We start from the raw sequence: 21,581 nt of genomic DNA, 5'->3' as shown, positions 1-21,581 counted from the left end.
TCCTGCAGCAGGTCGTTCGGGAATTCGATGTCGGCCTTGTCGACCTCGTCGATCAGCAGCACGACCCGGCCCTCGGCCTCGAAGGCCTGCCACAGCTTGCCCTTGCGCAGATAGTTGCGCACATCCGATACCCGCGGATCGCCGAGCTGGCTGTCGCGCAGCCGGCTGACGGCATCGTATTCATACAGGCCCTGCTGCGCCTTGGTGGTGGATTTCACGTTCCATTCCAGCATCGGCAGGCCGAGCGCCTGCGCCACCTGGCGGGCGAGCTCGGTCTTGCCGGTCCCCGGCTCCCCCTTCACCAGAAGCGGCCGCTCCAGCGCCACCGCGGCATTGACGGCAACCACCAGATCCGGCGGGGCGACGTAGTTTTCTGTGGACTGGAAACGCAACTTTAAGGGCTCCATGCGTGAATTGCCGCAAAAGGTAGCGTTCCAGAGACAATGCCGCAACTGCGTCATGCTCAAATGCCGCGCCGCTGCGCAAAGACTGTGCAGAGGGCGTGACATCGCATCCGCGTTGGGTTATGGCACCGGCGACAAGACCGGCAGGACAAAGCCAGCCGGGATTGAGGGCAGCACGATGAGGGTAGAGATGAAGGCCGAAATCTTCCTTCCGGATGACTACCGCCCCGCGGAGGACGAACCGTTCATGAACGATCGTCAGCTGGAATATTTCCGGCGCAAGCTGCTGGCATGGAAAGCGGAGCTTCTGGAACAATCGGCGGAAACGCTCGAGGGGCTGGCGGAATCCGCGCGCAACGTGCCGGATCTGGCGGACCGCGCGAGCGAGGAGACCGACCGCGCGCTGGAGCTGCGGACCCGCGACCGCCAGCGCAAGCTGGTCGCCAAGATCGATTCCGCCCTGCGCCGCATCGACAACGGCGAATATGGCTATTGCGAGATGACCGGCGAGCCGATCAGCCTGAAGCGGCTGGATGCGCGCCCGATCGCGACGATGACGCTCGAGGCGCAGGAGCGCCACGAACGGCGCGAGCGCGTGCACCGCGACGACTGAGATTGACCTGTCGCAAGGACATATCCCACCGGCGCCGTCATGGTGCCGGTGTTTTCATATCGGGGGTCACATGCTGATCGGACGGCGGATCACGGTCATCGGCGCGGGGGTGGGCGGGCTTGCCGTCGCGCGGGCGCTGGCGCTGCACGGGGCGGAGGTCACGGTGCTGGAGCAGGCCGAGGCGATCCGCGAGGTCGGCGCAGGCATCCAGATCTCGCCGAACGGCGGGCGCGTGATGCAGGCGCTCGGGCTTGGCGAGGATCTCGTTCGCTCGGGCCCGCGCTGTGCGGGCGTGGAGCTTCTGGATGGCGAGACCGGCGCGCGGGTGGTGCGGCTGGATCTCGCCCGGCTGCGCCCGCAGGAGGACTACCGCCTGCTGCACCGCGCGCGGCTGATCGAGATCCTGGCGGAGGGCGCACGCGACGCGGGCGTACAGATCCGGCTGCTGCAGAAGATCGCGGCGGTCGATCTCGCGGGGCCCCGCCCGCGGCTCGTCACCGAGCAGGGCGCCGAGATCGAGACCGATCTGCTGATTGGCGCGGACGGGCTGCATTCGCTCACCCGCGCGGCGCTGAACGGCAAGGTGGCGCCCTTCTTCACTCATCAGGTCGCCTGGCGCGCGGTGATCCCCTGCGCCGAAGGCGAGCCGCCGGTGGCGCAGGTGTTCATGGGCGCAGGCAAGCACCTCGTCAGCTATCCGCTAGGCCACCGGCTGCGCAACATCGTCGCGGTGGAGGAGCGCCGCGCCTGGGTCGAGGAGAGCTGGAGCCTGCGCGACGACGGGCTGACGCTGAACGCGGCCTTCGAGGATTTCTGCCCGCAGGTGCGGGGCTGGCTCACGCAGGTCGATCAGCCCTGGCTCTGGGGCCTGTTCCGCCATCCGGTGGCGGGGCGCTGGTTCGGCCAGGGCGCCGTGATCCTGGGCGATGCGGCGCATCCGACCCTGCCCTTCATGGCGCAGGGCGCCTCTATGGCGCTGGAGGATGCCTGGGTGCTGGCGGCGATGCTCGCGCGCCACGATGAGGATGCCGAAGCCTTCGCCGCCTATCAGGCGCTGCGGGCCGAACGCTGCGCCGCGATCGTGGAGGCCGCGAACCGCAATGCGCGGAACTATCACCTCTCGGGGGTGCAGCGCGCGGTCGGGCATCTGGGGATGCGGCTTCTGTCGCAGATGATGCCGGAAAAGCTCGTCGGCCGCTTCGACTGGATCTACGGCCACGACGTGACCCGGGTCTAGGGCCGCATCAGCCCCCGCATCGGCACGCGCAGCGCGGTGACCCCGATGAGCAGCGCCGCGAGGCCGAGCATCGGCCCCTCGACATAGGTCACCCAGCCGAGCAGCGGCACGCCCGCGCCGATCACCGCCCAGGCCACCGGCCAGGCCTTGATCAGCAGCGTAGAGACGAGCCAGAGCGCGACGAGGACGAACGAAACCACCTCAGCCCCCGAGCTTCGCGGGCAGCGCATTGGCCCAGGCCGAGATCGTCCCGGCACCAAGGCACACGACGACATCGCCCGGCCGCGCCTGCTCCTTCACCAGCCGCGCGAGGTCGTCCTCGTTCAGCAGGGCGCGGGCATGGCGGTGGCCGTGGCGGATCAGGCCGGAGACCAGATCGTCGCGGGTGGCGCCCGCAATCGGCTCCTCGCCCGCGGCATAGACCTCGGCGATGGCCACCACATCGGCCTCGTTGAAGCAGGTGCAGAAATCGTCGAACAGGTTGTGCAGGCGCGAATAGCGGTGCGGCTGGTGCGCCGCGATCACCCGCGCGCCGGGCGTGCCCGATACATATTGCCGCGCGGCCTTCAGCACCGCGGCGATCTCCACCGGGTGGTGGCCATAATCGTCGATGATGGTGACGCCGCCCAGCACCTCGCCCACCTTGGTGAAGCGCCGGTTCACGCCGCCAAAGCCCGCCAGCGCCTCGCGGATCTCCGCGCGCTTCATGCCCAGATGCCGCGCCACCGCCACCGCCGCCAGCGCGTTCGAGACGTTGTGGTCTCCGGGCATCGGCAGAGTGCAGCCCTCGATCGTGGTGCCTTCGGCCTGCAGCAGCACGTCGAAATGCGCGCGCCCGTCGGCATATTTGAGGTTCACCGCCCGCACATCGGCCTGGGCATTGAAGCCGAAGGTACAGACCCGGCGGTCATGCACTTTCCCCACCAGCGCCTGCACCTCGGGGTGGTCGGTGCAGCACACCGCGAGGCCATAGAACGGGATGTTGGTGACGAAATCGTAGAAGCCCTTGCGCAGGTTCTCGATCGTGCCCCAGTGCTCCATATGCTCCGGGTCGATATTGGTCACGATGGCGATGGTCGCGGGCAGCCGGTTGAAGGAGCCGTCCGATTCGTCGGCCTCCACCACCATCCATTCGCCCGCGCCCGCCCGCGCATTCGAGCCATAGGCATGGATGATGCCGCCGTTGATCACCGTCGGATCGAAGCCGCCCTTGTCGAGCAGCGTCGCCACCATCGTCGTCGTCGTGGTCTTGCCATGGGTGCCGGCGATGGCGATGTTGGACTTGAGCCGCATCAGCTCAGCGAGCATTTCCGCGCGCCGCACCACCGGCAGGTGCCGCTTGCGGGCCTCCTCCAGCTCCGGGTTGCCGGGCTTGATCGCGGAGGAAATCACCACCACGGCGACCTCCTCGGTGATATTGTCGGAGCGCTGGCCTTCGAAGAAGCGCGCGCCGAGGCCGACCAGCCGGTCGGTGATCTTCGAGGCCTTCGCATCCGAGCCCTGCACCCGGTAGCCCAGCGTGATCAGCACTTCGGCGATGCCCGACATGCCGATGCCGCCGATGCCGATGAAATGGATGAGACCGAGTTCCCCGGGGAGTTTGGTGGCGGCGTTCATTGCGGTATTCCTGCGAGTTCTTCGACAACGGCGACGAGGCGTTCGGTGGCATCCGGAATGCCATAGCCGAGCGCGGACTGGGCCATGTGCAACGCACCTTGCGGATTGTCCAGCACAAGGGCGACCTGGGCGGCGATGGTTTCGGGGCTGGCGGCCGATTCCGGCACGAGGATCGCGGCCCCGGCATCGACCAGCCCGCGTGCATTCGCGGTCTGATGGTCGCCCGCGGCGGCGGCGAAGGGGATCAGGATCGAGGGCCGGCCAATGACCGAAATATCGGCCACCGAGGAGGCCCCCGAGCGCGAGATCACCAGCTGGCATTCGCTCAGCCGCTTCGGCACATCGCGGAAGAAGGGCTGCACATCGGCCTCGATCCCGGCCTGGGCATAGGCCTGCACCACGCGCTCCTGATCCTCGGGCCGGGCCTGATGCGCCACCCGCAGCAGCCCGCGCAGCCGCCCCGGCAGCGCCGCGATGGCCGCGGGCACCACATCGGAAAGCACCCGCGCCCCCTGCGAGCCGCCGATCACCAGGATCGACATCGGATAATCGCCGGGCTGGATATAGGGCGCGCCATAGCGCTCCAGCACCGCCGCGCGGACCGGGTTGCCGGTATGGATCCCCTCCACGCCGGCCGGCAGATCGGTGGGCCAGGTGCCGCAGGCGAAGGCCTCGACGCGCTTTGCGAAGACCCGGTTCACCTTGCCCATGATGCCGTTCTGTTCGTGGATCGCGCGCGGGATCCGCAGCGCCCAGGCCGAGCTCAGCGCCGGGATGGTGGGATAGCCGCCAAAGCCCACCACCACGCGCGGCCGGTCCGACATGTTGCGCAGCACCGCCGAGACCACGCCCGCCCCGATGCGGAACGGCACCGCGAGCCGCGCCGCCAGCCCGCCGCGCGCGAAGGTGGCGGAGGCCACCTGCTCCACCTCCACCACATGCGGAAAGCCGCCGGTGTAGCGCGCGCCGCGCGGATCGGTCGAGAGCTTCACCCGCCAGCCGCGGCGCACCATCGCCTCGGCCAGCGCCTGGGCCGGGAACATATGGCCCCCGGTCCCTCCCGCCGCGATCAGGAGAAGGGGCAGTTTGCTGTCGGACATGGGCGGGTTCCTATCGGCGCGCGAGAATGTCGGAGATCTGGCCCTGCGGGCGGCTCCGGGTGAGCGCGAGCAGAAAGCCCAGCGTAATTCCCGTGGCAATGACCGAGGAACCGCCATAGCTCACGAAGGGCAGCGTCATCCCCTTGGCGGGCAGCAGGCGCACGGCCACGCCCATGTTGATCAGCGCCTGCACCCCGAAGGAGCAGGCCAGCCCCGCCCCGGCGAGCCGGGTGAACGGGTCGCGCTCGCGCATCAGGCGCAGCATGGAGCGGCTGACCACCACCGCATAGAGCCCGATGATGAACAGCACCAGCAGCAGGCCGTATTCCTCGGCCGCGACGGCAATGATGAAATCGGTATGCGCATCGGGCAGCGACCATTTCACGGTGCCCTCACCCACGCCCACGCCGAAGAAGCCGCCTTCCTGGATCGCGTTGGTGGCATAGCCGATCTGGGTGCGCGGGTCGATCTCGCTGCTCAGATAGCCGTTGATGCGGCGCGCGAAGTGCTCCGACGTGCTGTAGGCGAAAAAGCCGCCCAGGGCCGTGAGCCCGCCGATGCCCGACAGCAGCACGACCGGCGCGCCGGCGATGAAATACATCACCATCCAGCTGAAGAGCACGAGCGAGGCCTGGCCGAAATCCGGCTGCAGCGCCAACAGCAGCACGATCACCACCGCCAGCACGAAGGAATAGAGCCGCCCCGGCGGGCCCGCCACCTCATGCGCCGCGGCCATGAACCAGGCGCAGATGATGACGAAACCGGGCTTCAGGAATTCGGAGGGCTGGAACGAGGCGAAGCCCAGCGAGAACCACCGCACCGCGCCCTTGCCGAAATCGGTGCCGAATACCGGCAGCAGCAGCAGCGCCACGAAGGCGAAGAAGAAGCCGATCACGCCCACACGGCGCACCTGCCGCGGCGTCAGCATCGAGAGCAGCAGCATCACCACCAGCGAGACCACGCCGAAGAACGCCTGCCGCTTCACATAGTAGAAGGGTTCGAGGTTGTTCTTTTCCGCCAGCGGCACCGAGGCCGCGAGCCCCAGCAGCATCCCCACCCCGAACAGGATCAGGATCGCCGAAAGCGCCCATTTGTCGATCGTCCGCCACCAGCGCGGAAGAACGGGATCACCGGCCCGGACGGGCGCGGTACCAAAGACCATTTCTGTCATGGTGAGAACCGCCGATACTGCCTCTGTCGCCCGTTTTCCGGGTCTGATGGGGACTCTACCGCAAACGCCGCGGGCTGCATAGGGGATGCGGATGCCAAAGCGGCCGTTCAGCGATGTTTTACCGGGTGACGCGGCCGGGCCTTCATGAGACCCTTCGCGGAGCGGATGGAGGCGGGCATGAAGGTCGGGATCGTGGGTGCGGGCATGGTCGGTTCGGCGGCAGGCTATGCGCTGGCGCTGCGCGGCGGCGCGAGCGAGGTCGTCTTCGTCGATTACAAGCCGGCGCTCGCGCTCGCACAGGCCGAGGACGTGGCCCATGCGGTGCCCTTCGCCCATCCCTGCAAGATCTCCGCCGGGGAGTACGATGCGCTCGCCGGAGCGGTGGTGGTGATTCTGGCCGCGGGCGTGCCGCAGAAGCCGGGCGAAAGCCGGCTGAGCCTGCTTGCGCGCAATGCCGGGGTCTTTGCCGATGTGGTGGGGCGCGTGCGCAGCGCCGCCCCCGATGCGATCCTGCTCGTGGCCTCGAACCCGGTCGATATCATGACCGAGGTGGCGCTGCGCGCTTCGGGCCTGCCCGCCGGGCGGGTGATCGGATCGGGCACGATCCTCGATACCGCGCGCTTCCGCAGCCTGCTCGGCGAGCATCTGGGCATCGCGCCGCAATCCGTGCACGCCTATGTGCTGGGCGAGCATGGCGACAGCGAGGTGCTGGCCTGGTCCTCCGCCCGCGTCGGCACCGAGAGCATCGGCCGCTTCGCAGCCCAGATCGGCGCCGCGATCACCGAGGACATCCGCGCCCGCATCGATGAGGGCGTGCGCCGCGCGGCCTACCGCATCATCGACGGCAAGGGCGCCACCTGGTACGGCATCGGCGCGGGCCTCGCCCGGATCGTGCAGGCGATCCGCGACGATCAGCGCACGGTTCTGTCGTGCTCCATCGTCACCCCCGAGGTGCAGGGCGTGGCCGATGTGGCGCTCAGCCTGCCGCGGCTGATCGGGCGGGCAGGCGTGCTGGCGACGCTGGATCCTTCGCTCTCGCCGGAGGAGGCCACGGCGCTGCGCCGCTCGGCCGAAATCCTGAAGGACTCGGTCGCGGGGCTCGGTTGATCGCCATCTTCCGCACCTTCCTCTGGCTCGGGCTCACGAGCTTCGGCGGCCCCACCGCGCATATCGGCTATTTCCACCGCACCTTTGTCGAGAAACTGCGCTGGATCGATGCCGCCGCCTTCGCGGAGCGCCTCGCGCTGGCGCAGTTCCTGCCCGGCCCCGCCTCCTCGCAGCTGGGCTTCGCCATCGGCCTCTACCGGGGCGGGGCCGCCGGGGCGCTGGCGGCGTTTCTGGGCTTCACCCTGCCCTCGGCGCTCGCCATGGCCCTCGCCGGGCTCTGGGCGCGGAGCCTGCCCGCCGGGCGGCTGGGCGGCCTGCTGACGGGGCTGGAGCTCGTAGCCCTCGCGATCGTCGCCCAGGCCATCGTCGCCATGGCGCGCAGCCTCTGCCCCGATCTGCCCCGTCGTCTGATGGCGCTTGCCGCCTGCGCGGCGCTGCTCCTGTGGCCAGGCATGGCGGCGCAATCCGCGGTCCTCGCCCTCGCGGCCCTGATCGGCACCCGGCTGCCCGCCGGGGCGCCGCCCGCGGCAGGGGCGCCGGTGCCCGGGCTGCGCGGGCTCGCGGTGGGGCTCGGGCTGCTCGTCGCCCTGCTTGCGGCGCTGCCCTTCGCGCGGCCCTATCTTCTCGCCGGGTCGCTGGTGTTCGGCGGCGGGCATGTGGTGCTGCCGCTCCTGCGCGAGGGCCTCGGAGGCACTATCCCCGCCACAGCCTTCACCGCGGGCTACGGCATGGCGCAGGCCGTGCCCGGGCCCCTGTTCACGTTCGCAAGCTACCTCGGCGCGGCAACGGATGGCCTCCGGGGCGCCCTGATCGCCACCGCCGCGATCTTCGCGCCGGGCTTTGCGCTCTATGCCGCTGTCCTGCCGCTCTGGCAAAGGCTGTCGCGGCACGGGTGGATGCGGGCGGCCGTCTCCGGCGTGAATGCGGCCGTGGTCGGGCTTCTGGCCGCGGCCTTCCTCAGCCAGATCCTGCCCCTCGGCCTGCGTGGCCCGCGGCAGGCGGCGCTGGCCGCGCTGCTCACCGCCGCAGCCTTCGCCCGCGTGCCGCCGGTGCTGATCGTGGCTCTGGGCGCGGGCGCCGGGGCCGCGCTCCTCTAGGCTATTCGGGCAGGGCTGCCACCAGCTCGGCGAAATGATCGCCGCGCTTCTCGAAGTTCGGATACTGGTCGAAGCTCGCCGCCGCCGGCGCCAGCAGCACGGTATCGCCCGCCTCCGCCTCGGCGGCCGCGCGCGCCACCGCCCGCTCCATCGTCTCGCAGATCTCATGCTCGAGCCCCGCCAGCTCCAGCGCGAAATCCCGCCCCGAATGGCCAATGAAATAGGCCTTCTTCACATGCTCCAGATGCGGGCGCAGCGAGGCCACGCCGCCTTCCTTGCCAAGCCCGCCCGCGATCCAGCGGATGTTGCGAAACGCCTGCAGCGCCTTCTCGGCGCTGTCCACGTTGGTGGCCTTGGAATCGTTGACGTAGCGCACACCGCGCTTCTCCGCCACGGTCTGAGAGCGGTGCGGCAGCCCCTCGAAGCTGCGCAGCGCCTCCTCGATCAGCCGCGGCGCGAGGCCGAGGCTGCGGCAGGCGGCATAGGCCGCGCAGGCGTTCTGATGGTTGTGCGCGCCCGGCAGGCCCGTCACCTCGCGCAGGTCGATCGACGCCACCTGCCGCCCCTTGCGCCACTCCGCGAGGAAGCCCTTGCGCGCGAACACCGACCAGCCGTAATCGCCGAGCTTGCGCGCCGCAGAAATCCGGATCACCCGGTCATCCTCGCGCGAGGTGGCAATCTGGTTCGCCAGATACACGCCCTCCTTCTCGTCCACCCCGATCACCGCGCGGTCCGGCCCGCCCTCGGCAAAGAGCCGCCGCTTCGCCGCGAAGTAGCCGCCCATGCCCCCGTGCCGGTCCAGATGATCGGGCGAAAGGTTGGTGAACACCGCCACATCCGGCGTCAGCGCGCGCGCGAGGTCGGTCTGATAGCTCGACAGCTCCAGCACCACCACCTCGCCATCCTCGGCCGGGTCGATATCCAGCACGCCGCGGCCGATATTGCCCGCCATCTGCGTCGGCCGCCCGGCATGGCGCAGGATATGGTGGATCAGTGCCGTGGTGGTGGATTTGCCGTTGGAGCCGGTCACGCAGACGCTGCGCGGCGCGGTCTCGAAATCGTCCCAGTCCGCCGTCGCCCAGGAGCGGAAGAACAGCCCGATGTCGTTATCGACCGGGATCCCCTCCTCCATGGCCTTCGCGATCACGTTGTTCGGCTGCGGATACAGATGCGGGATCCCCGGCGAGGTGATCAGCGCCGATACGCCCGCGAAGGCGCCCTCCCGGGTCAGGTCGTGGCAGGCCCAGCCCGCGGCTTCGGCCCGCGCCCGCGATTCCGGGCTGTCGTCCCACAGGAGCGGCTCCGCGCCCCCCGCCTTCAGCGCCGCGGCCGTCGCCAGCCCCGACCGCCCGAGCCCCAGAACCGCCACCTTGTGGCCCGCATAGCCCTGAACCGGTATCATCTCGCCCTCGCGCCATTCCGGGGCCTTTGCCCCCGCCTGCCCAGGATATTGGATGGCGGCGGCGGCGGAAAGGCCAAACCGCGCCCGGCGCCGCGCAGCGGCGCCCCCGGGCGACGCCGCAGGCGGCGCAACCCGCTCAGCGGATCTTCAGCGTCGCCAGCCCGATCAGCGCCAGGATCAGCGAGATGATCCAGAACCGGATCACGATCTGCGCCTCACCCCAACCCTTCTTCTCGAAATGATGGTGGATCGGCGCCATCAGGAACACCCGCTTGCCGGTGCGCTTGAAATAGGCGACCTGGATGATCACCGAGAGCGCCTCCACCACGAACAGCCCGCCCACGATCGCCAGCACCAGCTCGTGCTTGGTGCACACGGCAATCGCGCCGAGCGCGCCGCCCAGAGCCAGCGATCCGGTATCGCCCATGAACACCGCCGCCGGCGGCGCATTGTACCACAGGAAGCCCAGCCCGCCCCCGATCAGCGCCGCACAGAACACCAGCAGCTCGCCGGTGCCGGGGACGAAATGCACCCCGAGATACTGGGTGAAGTCCGCCCGGCCCACGACATAGGCGATGGCGCCGAGCGTGCCCGCCGCGATCATCACCGGCATGATCGCCAGCCCGTCGAGGCCATCGGTCAGGTTCACCGCATTGGCCGCGCCCACGATCACCAACATGGCAAAGGGCACGAACAGGATCCCGAGGTTGATCAGCGCATCCTTGAAGACCGGCAGCGCTACCTGCCCCGAGAGATCCGCCGGATGCATCCAGGCCGCCGCCGCTCCCGCCAGCGCCGCCAGCACCAGCCCGAGGATCAGCCGCACCCGCGAGCTCACGCCCTTCACGTTCTGCTTCGTCACCTTGGCGTAATCGTCGGCGAAGCCGATCAGCGCATAGCCGAAGGTCACCCCCATCACCACCCAGATGTAGCCATTGTCGAGCCGCGCCCAGAGCAGCGTAGAGACCAGCAGCGCCGAGAGGATCAGCAGCCCGCCCATCGTCGGCGTGCCCGCCTTGGCGAAATGGGTCTGCGGCCCGTCGGTGCGGATCGGCTGGCCCTTGCCCTGCTTGCGGCGCAGCACGTCGATCAGAGGCCGCCCGAAGATGAAGCCGAACACCAGCGCGGTGAAGAACGCAGCCCCCGCCCGAAAGGTGATGTAGCGGAACAGGTTGAACACGTCCCCGCCGCTCGAGAGGTTGGCGAGCCAATACAGCATTATTCTTTTCCCTTGAACAGTTCGGCGGCGGCGGGCTGCGCCAGGCGGCGCAGCGCCTCCACCACCAGGCTCACCTTGGAGCTCTTGGAACCCTTGACCAGAATCACATCGCCCGCATCCGCGAGATGGGGCGCCCGCGCGGCCATCTCCTGCGCGGTCTCGTGCCACTCGCCGCGCTGCGCGGGCGGCAGCGCGCTCCACAGATCGCGCATCAGCGGCCCGGCGCAATGCACCGTGCTGATCGCGGCCATGGCGGGGTGGCGCGCGATCTCGGCATGCAGTGCGCGTTCCTCGGGCCCGAGCTCCAGCATATCGCCCAGCACCGCGACCCGGCGCCCGCGCGCGACCCGCCCGACCCCGTCGCGCGGCTGCGCCCCCGCCAGAACCTCCAGCGCCGCGCCGAGCGAGGCCGGATTGGCGTTGAACGCATCGTCGAACAGATCGAAGCTCTGCGCCTCGTCGAGGATATCCATATAGATCCGCTCGCGCGCGCCGCGCCCCGCGGGCGGCGCCCAGCCCAGAAGGCCCATCGTCGCCTGCGCCGCATCGATCCCGAGCGCTTCGGCCAGCGCAACCACCCCAAGCGCATTCATCGCGAAATGCCGCCCCGGCGTCATCACCTTGAACAGCAGCGGCTGGCCGCCATGATCGGCCTGCACGATCGTCACATCGCCCGCGATCGTGGCCGCGCGCAGCCGGTAATCGGCCGCCTCATCCGCGCCGAAGCTCACCGCCCGCGCGGCATGGGCCTGCGCCCGCGCCATCAGGAGGCCGCTCACCTCCAGCCCCGTCGGCACCACGGCGATGCCCTCGGGCTCCAGCCCGTCGAAGATCGCGGCCTTTTCCTCGGCAATGCCCTCCAGCCGCCCGAAGGCCTCCAGATGCGCCGCCGCCACCGTGGTGATCATCGCCGCATGCGGCCGCGCCATCCGCGCCAGCGGCGCGATCTCGCCCGGGTGGTTCATCCCGATCTCGATCACCGCGAAATCGGCCTCCGCGGGCATCCGCGCCAGCGTGATCGGCACGCCCCAATGGTTGTTGAAGCTCGCCTCCGCGGCATGCACAGCGCCCTGCACCGACAGCACCGCGCGCAGCATCTCCTTGGTCGAGGTCTTGCCCACGGAGCCCGTGACCGCGATCACCCGCGCCCGCGTCCGCGCCCGCCCGGCCCGGCCCAGATCCTCAAGCCCGCGCAGCACATCCGCCACGATCAGCAAGGGCGCCCCTTCGCAGCCCTCGGGCACCCGGCTCACCAGCGCCGCCGCCGCCCCCTTGCGCAGCGCCTCGGCCACGTAATCATGCCCGTCGCGCACATCCTTCAGCGCCACGAACAGCTCTCCGGGGCGGATGCTGCGGGTGTCGATCGAAATTCCGCTCACCGCGAAGGGCTGCGTCGCCCGCCCGCCCGTGGCCTGCGCCGCATCCTCGGAAGTCCACAGTACCGTCATCTCAGATCGTCCCGTCCAGCGCGGCCACGGCAATGGAGGCCTGTTCGGCATCGTCGAAGGGGAACACGTCGGTGCCGATCACCTGGCCCCGCTCATGCCCCTTGCCCATGATCAGGAGCGCGTCGCCCGGCGCCAGCGCATCGACCCCGCGCAGGATCGCCTCGGCCCGGTCGCCGACCTCGCTCGCCTCGGCGCCCGCCCCCTCCAGCACCGCCGCCCGGATCGTGGCCGGATCCTCGGTGCGGGGGTTGTCATCGGTGACGATGACCTGATCGGCAAAGGCCGCCGCCGCCCGCCCCATCAGCGGGCGCTTCGTGCGGTCGCGGTCGCCGCCCGCGCCGACAATGGCCACCAGCCGCCCCATCACATGCGGCCGCAGCGCCTTCAGCGCGGTTTCCACCGCATCAGGCGTATGCGCATAATCCACGAAAACCGTGGCCCCGTTCGCCCGCGTCGCCGCTAGCTGCATCCGCCCGCGCACCGTGCTCAGCCGGTGCAGCGCATCGAACACCGCCTCCGCCGCGGCACCACAGCCAATCACCAGCGCCGCCGCCGTCATCACATTCATCGCCTGGAACCCGCCGATGAGCGGCAGCCGCACCAGATGCGCCACCCCCATCCAGCTGAAGCGCAGATCCTGCCCCGCGGCATCGAAGCGCTGGTTCATCAGCCGCATCTCGCATTCCGCGGCATGGCCCACGCGGATCACCCGCTGGCCGCGCGCGAGCGCGAAGTCCACCAGCTCCAGCCCCTTCGGATCGTCGGTGTTGATCACCGCGATCCCGTCCTCGGGCAGCACCCGGGTGAAGAGCCCGGCCTTGGCCGCGAAATATTCGGCGAAGGTCGCGTGGTAATCCAGGTGGTCCTGGGTGAAATTGGTGAAGGCCGCCGCCTGAAGCTGCACCCCGTCCAGCCGCCGCTGCGCGAGCCCGTGCGACGACGCCTCCATCGCCGCATGGCTCACCCCCGCCGCCGCCATCTCCGCAAGCAGCCGGTGCAGCGTGATCGGCTCCGGCGTGGTATGGGCGGAGGGCGCGGTGAAGCTGCCCTCGACCCCGGTGGTACCGATATTCGCGGCCTCCTGGCCCAGAAGCTGCCAGATCTGGCGGGTGAAGGTCGCAACCGAGGTCTTGCCATTCGTCCCCGTCACCGCGACCACCGTCGCGGGCTGCGCGCCGAACCACAGCGCCGCGGCGAAGGCCAGCGCCTGGCGCGGATCTTCGACCACCACCAGCGCCACATCGCTGCGCCCGGCGATCAGCGGCAGCGCGATCTCCTCGCCCGCGCGGTCGGTCAGCACCGCCACCGCGCCTTTTTCCAGCACGCCGGGCAGGTAGGTCGCGCCATGGGCATGGGTTCCGGGCAGCGCTGCAAACAGCTGGCCCGGCTTCACCAGCCGCGAGTCGACCGACAATCCGGTGATCCGCACGTCGCCGCCGTGCTGCGCGGTCAGGCCCAGTTCGCTCAGGGCCCTGGTGAGTGCTTCGCCCATATCTCTGCCCCTTCGGTTGTCGCCCGCGCTTTACGGGAAAGCCGGGGGGAAGGTCAACGCGCGGGCCCGGCCCGCGCCGCCGATCAGTTCTTTTTCGCCGAGACCAGCTGGATCCCGTCGAGCGTATCCAACTGCGCCGGATCGGGGCGCAGCCCGAGCAGCGGCGCCACCCGGCGGATCACCTCCGCGGCCACGGGCACGGCCGTCCAGCCCGCGGTGCGGCGGTCTTCGCCCGCAACGAACGTGGAGGGCTCGTCGAGGCTCAGGATCAGCACATATTTCGGATCGGTGACCGGGAAGGTGCCGGCAAAGGTCGCCATCACCTTGTCCTTGTAATAGCCGCCGGTGGGCTTCACCTTGTCGGCGGTGCCGGTCTTGCCCGCGACCTGATAGCCCTTCACATCGGCAAAGGAGGCGGTGCCGCGGGTGACGACGGCGCGCATCATCGCCAGCGCGCGCTTCGACACATCCTCGGAGACCACCTCATCGCCCGGATGATGCTTCGGATCGTGGATCAGCGTGGGCGTGACCTTGCGCCCGCCATTGGCGATGGTGGCATAGGCCGCCGCCAGATGCAGCGGCGAGGCCGAGAGGCCGTGGCCATAGCCGATGGTCATCGACGAGATCTCCGACCATTTCGCCGGCACGATCGGGCGGCCGGTGGGCGCCTCGGTCAGCTCGATCGCGGTCGGGGCGAGGAAGCCCAGCTTGTCGAGGAATTCGCGCTGCCGCTGCGGCCCGATCATCTGCACGATCCGCGCCGTGCCCACGTTCGAGGAGTTCACGATCACATCGGTGACGGAGAGCTGCGCGCCGTAATTGTGGAAATCGCGGATCTTGAACCGGCCCCAGGTCATCGGGGACTGGGTCTGGATCATCGTCGCCGGAGACACGAGCCCCAGCTCCAGCGCCTGCGCCACGGCGAAGATCTTGAAGGTGGAGCCGAGCTCATACACCCCCTGCACCGCGCGGTTGAACAGCGGGCTGTCGGAGGGGTCGCCCTTGGCCAGCGGCCGCGGCCGGTCGTTCGGGTCGAAATCGGGCAGCGAGGCCATGGAGATGATCTCGCCCGAATGCACATCCATGATGATCGCGGTGGCGCCCTTGGCCTGCATCAGCCGCATGCCGCCCGAGAGGATCTCCTCCACCGCGGACTGGATCGTCAGGTCGAGCGAGAGCTTCAGCGGCGCGCCGTTGTTGGCCGGGTCGCGCAGCCAGCCGTCGAAGGCCTTCTCCACCCCGGCCGTGCCGATCACCTCGGCCGAATTCACGCCCTCCTGCCCGAAGCGCGCGCCGCCCAGCACATGGGCCGCCACCGCGCCATTCGGATAAAGCCGCATCTCGCGCGGGCCGAACAGCAGGCCCGGATCGCCGATGTCATGCACCGCCTGCAGCTGCTCGGGGCTGATCTTCTTCTTGATCCAGACGAATTTGCGCCCGGTGGTGAAATCCTTGATCAGCCGGGCATGGTTCAGATCCGGGAAGATCTTCACCAGCTTGTCGGCCACGCCCTGCGGGTCGATCATCATCGGCGGCTGGGCATAGAGCGCATGCGTCACCAGATTGGTGGCGAGCACCCGGCCCTCGCGGTCCACGATATCGGCGCGCTGCGCGAGGATTGCCGGGGCATTGCCGGCGCCCTGCGGCTCCTGCGGCTGGGTCGCGGCCATCGTGCCCATGCGCAGGCCCACCGTGAGGAAGGCGGTCACGAACAGCAGCCCCATGAAGAACAGCCGCCCCTCGGCGGTGGCGCGCGCACGCTCGCGGATCGCCTCGCCGCGCAGGCGGATGTTCTCGCGCTCGATCGCATCGGGGTTTTCGCCCTTGGCACGGGCAGAGAGGATCCGGGCGAGGGGCCGCAGGGGCGTGCGGATCATAGCGGGTCCTCCACCAGATGCGTCACCGGGATCACGCCGGGGCGCTTCGGCGGCGCGGTGATCGCGCCGGTCAGCGGCGCTTCGGGCACCGGCGGCGCCGGATAGGCCACCTGCGCGGCCGAGCCGAATTGCTCGGGCGCCAGCGGCAGCAGGCCGAGCGAGGCGAAGTTCAGGTTCACGAGCTCGCGCAGGCGGTCGGGCCGGTTCAGATAGGCCCATTCCGCGCGCAGTACGCCGAGCCCCTCCTGCAGCGAGGCGATCTCGTTCTTCAGCGCGCGCAGCTCCGTCTGCCGCCCCTGGGTGGCGTAGTTCACATGATAGGCCCAGAACGCGAGGCCCATGACACAGAGTGCGGTGGCAAGATAGAGGATCGTTCTCATCGGCTGCGTCCGGTCGTGGCAAGGGAGGGCAGGCCGAGCGCGCTGCGGTCGGCATGGCCTGCGGGGGTATCGGTGCGGCGCGCCACCCGCAAGAGCGCGGAGCGCGCACGGGGGTTTTCCGCCAGTTCGCGGTCATCGGGGCCGACGGCCTTGCGGGTGATCGGCTCGAAGGCGGGCGCGGCTGCGGCCTGTACCGGCGCATAGCGCGACCCGCCGCCCGCCCGGCCGGAGCGCTCCTGAAAGAAGCGCTTCACCACCCGGTCTTCCAGCGAATGGAAGGTCACGACGGCGAGCCGCCCGCCCGGCTTCAGCGCGCGTTCGGCCGCCTCCAGCCCCTCGATGAGCTGGCCGAATTCATCGTTGACCGCGATCCGCAGCGCCTGGAAGCTGCGGGTGGCGGGGTGGCTCTGCCCGGGCTTCGGCCGCGGCAGCGCGCGCTCGATCACCGCAACGAGCTGTTTCGTGGTCTCGAAGGGCGCGGCCTTGCGCGCCTCGACGATCGCGCGCGCGATCCGGCGCGAGGCCCGCTCCTCGCCGTAATGATAGAGGATGTCGGCGATTTCGCCCTCCTCCGCAGTATTGACGATATCGGCCGCGCTGTCGCCCGACTGCGACATGCGCATGTCGAGCGGGCCGTCCTTCATGAACGAGAACCCGCGCTCGGCCTGATCGAGCTGCATCGAGGACACGCCCAGATCCAGCACAACCCCGTCGAGCGGCACGCCGGCATATTGGTCCAGCTCCGAGAACGTACCCTCCACCAGCTCCAGCCGGTCGCCATAGGCGCCGCGCCAGGCCTCGGCCATCGCGAACACCGCCGGATCGCGATCGACGCCGATCACCTTCTGGGCCCCCGCCTCCAGCAGGCCGCGGCTGTAGCCGCCCGCGCCGAAGGTGCCATCGAGCCAGACCCCAGAGACAGGCGCGACCGCTTCGAGGAGCGGCCGCAGCAAAACCGGGATGTGAGGCGCCCCGCTCATTCCGAGGCCCCCTTCGGCGGCAGGTGGATCAGCGGATCATAGCGGTCGGGCCGGGTGGCGGCGCGCTCGGCGGCAACCGCGGCCTGTTCGGCGGCATGGGTTTCCGGATCCCAGATCTTGAAGGAGGTGCCAGCGGAGGCGAAATAGGCCTCGTTCGTCAGCCCGATCTTCTCGCGGAGCTTTTGCGGCAGCACCAGGCGGCCGTCGGCGTCGATATCGGTCTGGTGCGATTGCGCATACATCAGATCCTCGATATCCGCACGCTCCGGCGTGCCGCGCTGCATCGCGTCGATCTGGTCGTCGATCTCGTAGACCGCTTCCATGGTGAAGACTTCGAGGTATTTGCGCTCCGTGCCGCCATAGACGACCAGGATGTTGGGGCGCTGGCCGGGCTGCCAGTCCGGGTCACCGGCCTCGATCACGCGGCGGAAGGAGGCCGGGATGGAAACGCGACCCTTCGCGTCCACCTTGAACGTCTCCGAACCTCTGAACCGCCGTGCCAAAGCTGGCGTTCTCCTGTCCCGTCCCCTGGTGCCCGTCGCCGGGGCCTCTAAAGCAAAACGGCGGATCGGGCTGCTGCCACTGCCCGATCCGCCGCCCTCGTCCCATCACTGGGTGTCCGACTGCGCACGCCACCTGGGGGATGACCGCTCGTCGCGCGCCGGATCTCATTTTTCGTGAAGCGGGTGCCTGTATGAAGCTGCTCTTGCGCCGCGGGGTCTTGATGCCCCCTTCCCGTCCTCTCGATGACCAAGGGATGCCATGGGCGACCATGGGAAAGCAAGGGAAAAAACGGGATGCGGCGCCATCTGGGCCCTTCCAAATGAATTAATATGTGTTAATACATCAATAGGTTGTGGATAAATTTGTGGATAATTCACCAGAATTGGGGCCACAATATCGCCACCATACCATATCTAGATTTGCCCTCCCGGCCGGGCAATTTCCCGCGCTTTCCCAGATGGCACCGAGGGCGTTGCACAGAATCCCCAAGCAAGCATCAAAATAAGGCAGATCACCCCGGATCACAGCCGCGCGATTCGGCAGCGATGGGGCAGTTCGACGAATCTCTCCCATAAATTCCCATGCCCAGCACCCGCAGCTCTGCCGTGCAGCGCAGGGCCGCGGCCGATCCACCGCCACAGCACGCACACATTTTCCACAAGATTGCTCTTGCAAGCCCAGCCGATGTCCTCTAAATGCCCGCTCACGCACCATCCGGCGCTGCAGTAGCTCAGTGGTAGAGCACTCCCTTGGTAAGGGAGAGGTCGAGAGTTCAATCCTCTCCTGCAGCACCATGATTCTTCCTTTCAGGTCAAGAAGATAGGCGCTATCAAGGGCTTAGGTTGACTTCGGTTCTACACCGGGGTTCTACACTATGGTCTTGCAGATGGCCCGCCCACAGAAGAACAGAACATCAGGCGTCTACTATTTTCGCCAGAAAACACCCGCCGATCTGGTGGCCGTCTTCGGCCGCAAAGAAGTCAGCCATTCGCTGGGCACTAAAGACCCGGACGAGGCGAAGGTCCGCAACATCGATGCCCTGCGCAAGCAAGCCATGATCTGGGAACGGCTTCGCAAACGCCCCGATCCGCTGCCCCATAAGCAGATTGTCGCACTGTCGGGCGTGATCTACCGCGATTACGTGGCGATGATGGAGCTTGAACCGGGCGAGCCGAACGTCTGGACCGAGGTTCAGAAGTTGCTGGATCGTGTTGCCGCAAGCCCGGGTGGCGCGGAACAGTGGTATGGCGAGGCTGTGGACAAGCTGCTCGCGGAACAGGGCATCGTCACCGACGAGGCCAGCCGCGCCCGTTTGATCGAGGAAACCGACCGCGCCTTCCGTCAGGCCGTGGCGCTGAATCGGAAGCGATCCGAAGGCGATTATAGCCCGGACCCTAAGTCAGACCGCTTCCCGCCCGTCATGGCCCCGGAAAATGCCCAGCCAGTTCCCGAAGTCGGGCTTTCGATCCGCGCCCTGTTCAAGCTCTGGGAGCGGGACCACCTTGCCAATGGCAAATCCCCCCGCACCGTTGGCGATTTCCGCCACAAGGTCGAAAGCCTGATCGACTATCTGGGCCATGATGATGCCCAGCGCGTGACGCCCGAGAACATTGCAGATTGGTGCGACCACCTGCGCCACGAGAAGGGCCTTGTCGCCCGCACGGTCAGCCAGAAGTATCTGACGGTCATCAAGGTGGTCTTCGGCGTGGCTGTCGAGAAGCGGAAGCTGAAAGAGAATCCAGCCAAAGAGAACAGGGTCCGGTTCGTCAAGCCGCAGCGCACCCGGCCCAAGGGTTTCACCGATGACGAGGCGGTGGCGATCCTGACCGCAGCCCTGGCCGATCCCGCCACGCCCGGAAGGCGCACCGTCGAGAACAAGCGGGCGATCCGCTGGGGACCGTGGATATGCGCCTTCTCGGGTGCACGGATCACCGAGGTTATGCAGCTTCGCACGGAAGACCTGATCGAGGATCACGGGGTTCTGTGTCTACGGATCACGCCAGAGGCCGGATCGGTCAAGACCGGGGCCTATCGCATGGTGCCGATCCATCCGCAGCTTCTGGACATGGGCCTACCGCAGATGATCCGGGCGCTGCCAGCCGGGCCAGTGTCCTACTCGACTGCGCCCGTTCGTGGCAAGCCCGCCGATCCGGTCGAACGCGCCCAAAGCGCGGGGTCGAAGGTCGGAACATGGGTTCGAGAGGTCGTCGGGATCGCCGACCCCAATGTGCAGCCGAACCACGCTTGGCGGCACCGCTTCAAGACCATAGCGCGAGAGGTCGGGATCGCGCCCGAGTATTCTGACGCAATCACCGGGCACGAGGATGGCCGCGCCGCAAGCGATTACGGCGAGACCACGGTCAAGGCCCTGTGGCGAGAGGTCCAGAAGCTGCCGCGATACTCGACCGCACCCGCCTTACCTCGCGCTTGACCGGCCCCAAAAACGGGCAAATTGCCCCCTCTACTACTTGCCCGTTTTTCGGCTGTCAGAACGCGCCGTCATCGCACTCGACGCCTTCGGCCAGTCGCTTCGCCCGCGCCCGCTGCATGGCATCCTCGACCGTTCCGCCTTCCGCCAGTTCGGGCCAGTCGTCTTCGGGCGGCTCCTCGATCTTGGCATATCCGAGCCATTCGAGCAGGGCCTCGAAATCCTTGACGCCATACGCCTTGACGAAAGCCTCGCCGACGCGCTGTTTCTCGTGCAGGATCAGCATCCCGGGCCGCTTCCGGCGATCCATGCTGTCGCGCAGTTCTTCCACGAGCTGTTCTTCTTCGGCATCCATCTTCGCCATTCGTTCTTTCCATGCGTCCGCGTCGGCCTCATCACCGGGCTGTTGTTGCTGGGGCTGTCGTCGATCCCGCCACCACTGGCCGGTGATTTCGCCGTCGTTCGCTGTCAGTTCTTTCAGCCTCGCCCGCATCGTCTTCGCCGTGCGCTCCGAAATGCCCACAGCCTCGACGATTTCGCGCAGCCGGTAACGCGGTTCGACCGGCTCGCGAACCATCCGCCACGCCATATCCGCCCGCTCCTCTGCGCTGGTGCCGAGCATGATCCCCGCGCGCGCCTGAACGGACGCCTTAAGCGCCTCTCGCCGATCCCCTTCGATCACCTCGATGTGCGCGTAATGGGGCTACGCGACGGCCCGATAGGCCGCCAGCCGGTGCATTCCGTCGAGCAGGACCAGCTTGCCGTCCGCGCGCTTCGGGTCCTTCCAGACGAGCAGCGGTTCGCGGAACGGCTTGCCGCCTTCCAGCGTGACGACGAGACGTGCCTTGTGCGCATGGTCGAGCCACGCCGTTCGCTCTTTGCCGGTGTCGTCACGTTGCCTCTCAGCGGGCCAGCGAAGGCGGAAATCGGTGCTGGTGGCGATCTGGTCGAGGGCGACCGAAGCCGCCCTCTTAATGCTGTTGCTGCTCTGCATTGCCGTCACTCTGTCGCTTCCTTGTCTTCGCCGTCATCGGCATCGCTGAAATACGGCACGCCGTCGCCGTTCGCCTTCAAGAGCGCATAGCCCTCGCCGCCGAGGTCGGCCTTGATCTGCTCATACTGCGCGCCCAGCATCTCGACCGACGCGGCTCGTGCCGCCAGATGTGCAATGGCATCCGCCGCCGCCTCTGGATTGCCGACCTTCTGTCCCGCGATGTGCCGCCGCAGCGTCCAGAGGTGCGGCAGCATCTGCGCCAAGGCATCGACTGCCTCGTCACCGAGGGCTTGAAGGTCGCCCGCGCGCAGGTGGTCGGTCGCTTTGGCCGAGGCCGCGCTTTCGCGCAGCCCCTGTATGATCGTCGCCGTCGCCATGTTCACTGCTCCTCGCTCGATCAGATCGGTGACGGCTTGGGCCATGCCATGCAGCTTCCGGCTGCGCAGCATGATGACGATGGCACCAGCGGCTGGATCGTGACGCATGGCGGCCTCCGTCTATTTGGGCGCGC

At 68.3% G+C, this 21,581-nt stretch carries 21 protein-coding genes and 1 tRNA gene; 6 read left to right on the top strand and 16 right to left on the bottom strand.

The window, feature by feature from the left end; all coding sequences use genetic code 11:
• Positions 1-392, bottom strand: a 392-nt coding sequence (locus ACOMG5_RS15690) for an AAA family ATPase (protein WP_420344734.1), incomplete at its 3' end; no start/stop codon positions are given.
• 202 nt (positions 393-594) lie between these two features.
• On the opposite strand from ACOMG5_RS15690, the gene dksA reads away from it, so the two are divergent.
• Together dksA and ACOMG5_RS15680 are read left to right on the top strand one after the other, a co-directional pair.
• The gene (dksA, locus tag ACOMG5_RS15685; protein WP_420344732.1) at positions 595-1,017 is read left to right on the top strand and encodes an RNA polymerase-binding protein DksA; all 423 of its coding nucleotides are present in this window, start codon (positions 595-597) and stop codon (positions 1,015-1,017) included.
• 70 nt (positions 1,018-1,087) lie between these two features.
• Positions 1,088-2,254 carry an FAD-dependent monooxygenase gene (locus ACOMG5_RS15680; RefSeq protein ID WP_420344731.1) on the top strand — a complete coding sequence of 389 codons (1,167 nt, stop codon included), beginning with the start codon at positions 1,088-1,090 and terminating at the stop codon, positions 2,252-2,254.
• Here ACOMG5_RS15680 and ACOMG5_RS15675 read toward each other — a convergent pair.
• The 4 genes from ACOMG5_RS15675 to ftsW are packed head-to-tail and all read right to left on the bottom strand — an operon-like array spanning position 2,251 to position 6,142.
• Positions 2,251-2,454 carry a DUF2484 family protein gene (locus tag ACOMG5_RS15675; RefSeq protein ID WP_420344730.1) on the bottom strand — a complete coding sequence of 68 codons (204 nt, stop codon included), beginning with the start codon at positions 2,452-2,454 and terminating at the stop codon, positions 2,251-2,253. The genes ACOMG5_RS15680 and ACOMG5_RS15675 overlap by 4 nt on opposite strands.
• Position 2,455: 1 nt before the next feature.
• A complete protein-coding gene (gene murC / locus ACOMG5_RS15670) occupies positions 2,456-3,871 on the bottom strand; it encodes a UDP-N-acetylmuramate--L-alanine ligase (protein WP_420344729.1) in 1,416 nt (471 codons plus the stop codon).
• Positions 3,868-4,971: a UDP-N-acetylglucosamine--N-acetylmuramyl-(pentapeptide) pyrophosphoryl-undecaprenol N-acetylglucosamine transferase gene (locus tag ACOMG5_RS15665; RefSeq protein WP_420344728.1), complete on the bottom strand. Its 1,104-nt coding sequence runs from the start codon at positions 4,969-4,971 to the stop codon at positions 3,868-3,870. Before ACOMG5_RS15665 ends, murC begins: the two co-directional genes overlap by 4 nt.
• 10 nt (positions 4,972-4,981) lie before the next feature.
• The gene (gene ftsW / locus ACOMG5_RS15660; protein ID WP_420344727.1) at positions 4,982-6,142 is read right to left on the bottom strand and encodes a putative lipid II flippase FtsW; all 1,161 of its coding nucleotides are present in this window, start codon (positions 6,140-6,142) and stop codon (positions 4,982-4,984) included.
• Between the two features lie 177 nt (positions 6,143-6,319).
• Here ftsW and ACOMG5_RS15655 point away from each other — a divergent pair, with 177 nt between their 5' ends.
• Positions 6,320-7,249, top strand: coding sequence for an L-lactate dehydrogenase (locus tag ACOMG5_RS15655; RefSeq protein WP_420344733.1), 930 nt, complete (start codon positions 6,320-6,322; stop codon positions 7,247-7,249).
• On the top strand, positions 7,246-8,346 hold the full coding sequence (chrA, locus tag ACOMG5_RS15650) for a chromate efflux transporter (RefSeq protein WP_420344726.1): 1,101 nt from the start codon (positions 7,246-7,248) through the stop codon (positions 8,344-8,346). The genes ACOMG5_RS15655 and chrA overlap by 4 nt, the downstream gene beginning before the upstream one ends.
• Position 8,347: 1 nt before the next feature.
• Here chrA and murD read toward each other — a convergent pair whose 3' ends face one another.
• The 8 genes from murD to mraZ form a co-directional block, all read right to left on the bottom strand.
• A complete protein-coding gene (murD, locus tag ACOMG5_RS15645) occupies positions 8,348-9,748 on the bottom strand; it encodes a UDP-N-acetylmuramoyl-L-alanine--D-glutamate ligase (RefSeq protein ID WP_420344725.1) in 1,401 nt (466 codons plus the stop codon).
• Positions 9,749-9,884: 136 nt separating this feature from the next.
• Positions 9,885-10,967 (bottom strand): phospho-N-acetylmuramoyl-pentapeptide-transferase, encoded by a 1,083-nt coding sequence (mraY, locus tag ACOMG5_RS15640; protein WP_420344724.1) that lies wholly within the window; start codon positions 10,965-10,967, stop codon positions 9,885-9,887.
• The gene (locus ACOMG5_RS15635; RefSeq protein ID WP_420344723.1) at positions 10,967-12,415 is read right to left on the bottom strand and encodes a UDP-N-acetylmuramoyl-tripeptide--D-alanyl-D-alanine ligase; all 1,449 of its coding nucleotides are present in this window, start codon (positions 12,413-12,415) and stop codon (positions 10,967-10,969) included. Before ACOMG5_RS15635 ends, mraY begins: the two co-directional genes overlap by 1 nt.
• Before the next feature lies 1 nt (position 12,416).
• Positions 12,417-13,907: a UDP-N-acetylmuramoyl-L-alanyl-D-glutamate--2,6-diaminopimelate ligase gene (locus ACOMG5_RS15630; protein WP_420344722.1), complete on the bottom strand. Its 1,491-nt coding sequence runs from the start codon at positions 13,905-13,907 to the stop codon at positions 12,417-12,419.
• A gap of 83 nt (positions 13,908-13,990) precedes the next feature.
• Entirely contained in the window at positions 13,991-15,784 is a 1,794-nt protein-coding gene (locus ACOMG5_RS15625) for a peptidoglycan D,D-transpeptidase FtsI family protein (RefSeq protein ID WP_420344721.1), read from the bottom strand.
• A complete protein-coding gene (ftsL, locus tag ACOMG5_RS15620) occupies positions 15,781-16,164 on the bottom strand; it encodes a cell division protein FtsL (protein ID WP_420344720.1) in 384 nt (127 codons plus the stop codon). Before ftsL ends, ACOMG5_RS15625 begins: the two co-directional genes overlap by 4 nt.
• Complete coding sequence (rsmH, locus tag ACOMG5_RS15615; RefSeq protein ID WP_420344719.1) at positions 16,161-17,144, bottom strand: 16S rRNA (cytosine(1402)-N(4))-methyltransferase RsmH; 984 nt, start codon at positions 17,142-17,144, stop codon at positions 16,161-16,163. The genes ftsL and rsmH overlap by 4 nt, the downstream gene beginning before the upstream one ends.
• Positions 17,141-17,647 (bottom strand): division/cell wall cluster transcriptional repressor MraZ, encoded by a 507-nt coding sequence (gene mraZ / locus ACOMG5_RS15610; RefSeq protein ID WP_420344718.1) that lies wholly within the window; start codon positions 17,645-17,647, stop codon positions 17,141-17,143. The genes rsmH and mraZ overlap by 4 nt, the downstream gene beginning before the upstream one ends.
• 720 nt (positions 17,648-18,367) lie before the next feature.
• Between mraZ and ACOMG5_RS15605 the strand changes: the two genes are divergently transcribed.
• Together ACOMG5_RS15605 and ACOMG5_RS15600 are read left to right on the top strand one after the other, a co-directional pair.
• A tRNA-Thr gene (locus ACOMG5_RS15605) sits at positions 18,368-18,442 on the top strand.
• Positions 18,443-18,534: 92 nt separating this feature from the next.
• A complete protein-coding gene (locus ACOMG5_RS15600; RefSeq protein ID WP_420344717.1) occupies positions 18,535-20,079 on the top strand; it encodes a DUF6538 domain-containing protein in 1,545 nt (514 codons plus the stop codon).
• Positions 20,080-20,134: 55 nt separating this feature from the next.
• On the opposite strand, the gene ACOMG5_RS15595 is transcribed toward ACOMG5_RS15600, so the two are convergent.
• From ACOMG5_RS15595 to ACOMG5_RS15585, 3 genes are read right to left on the bottom strand one after another with little or no spacing between them, the layout of a single operon-like run.
• Entirely contained in the window at positions 20,135-20,758 is a 624-nt protein-coding gene (locus tag ACOMG5_RS15595; RefSeq protein WP_420344716.1) for a hypothetical protein, read from the bottom strand.
• Positions 20,759-20,779: 21 nt separating this feature from the next.
• On the bottom strand, positions 20,780-21,079 hold the full coding sequence (locus ACOMG5_RS15590; RefSeq protein ID WP_420344715.1) for a hypothetical protein: 300 nt from the start codon (positions 21,077-21,079) through the stop codon (positions 20,780-20,782).
• A complete protein-coding gene (locus tag ACOMG5_RS15585; protein ID WP_420344714.1) occupies positions 21,076-21,555 on the bottom strand; it encodes a hypothetical protein in 480 nt (159 codons plus the stop codon). The genes ACOMG5_RS15590 and ACOMG5_RS15585 overlap by 4 nt, the downstream gene beginning before the upstream one ends.
• Between the last annotated feature and the right edge of the window lie 26 nt (positions 21,556-21,581).

The sequence above is a fragment of the Paenirhodobacter sp. genome (assembly GCF_041916475.1).
GTDB lineage: Bacteria > Pseudomonadota > Alphaproteobacteria > Rhodobacterales > Rhodobacteraceae > Rhodobacter.
Note: the sequence above shows the minus strand (reverse complement) of the source record. Positions and strands in the feature narration are given on the sequence as shown.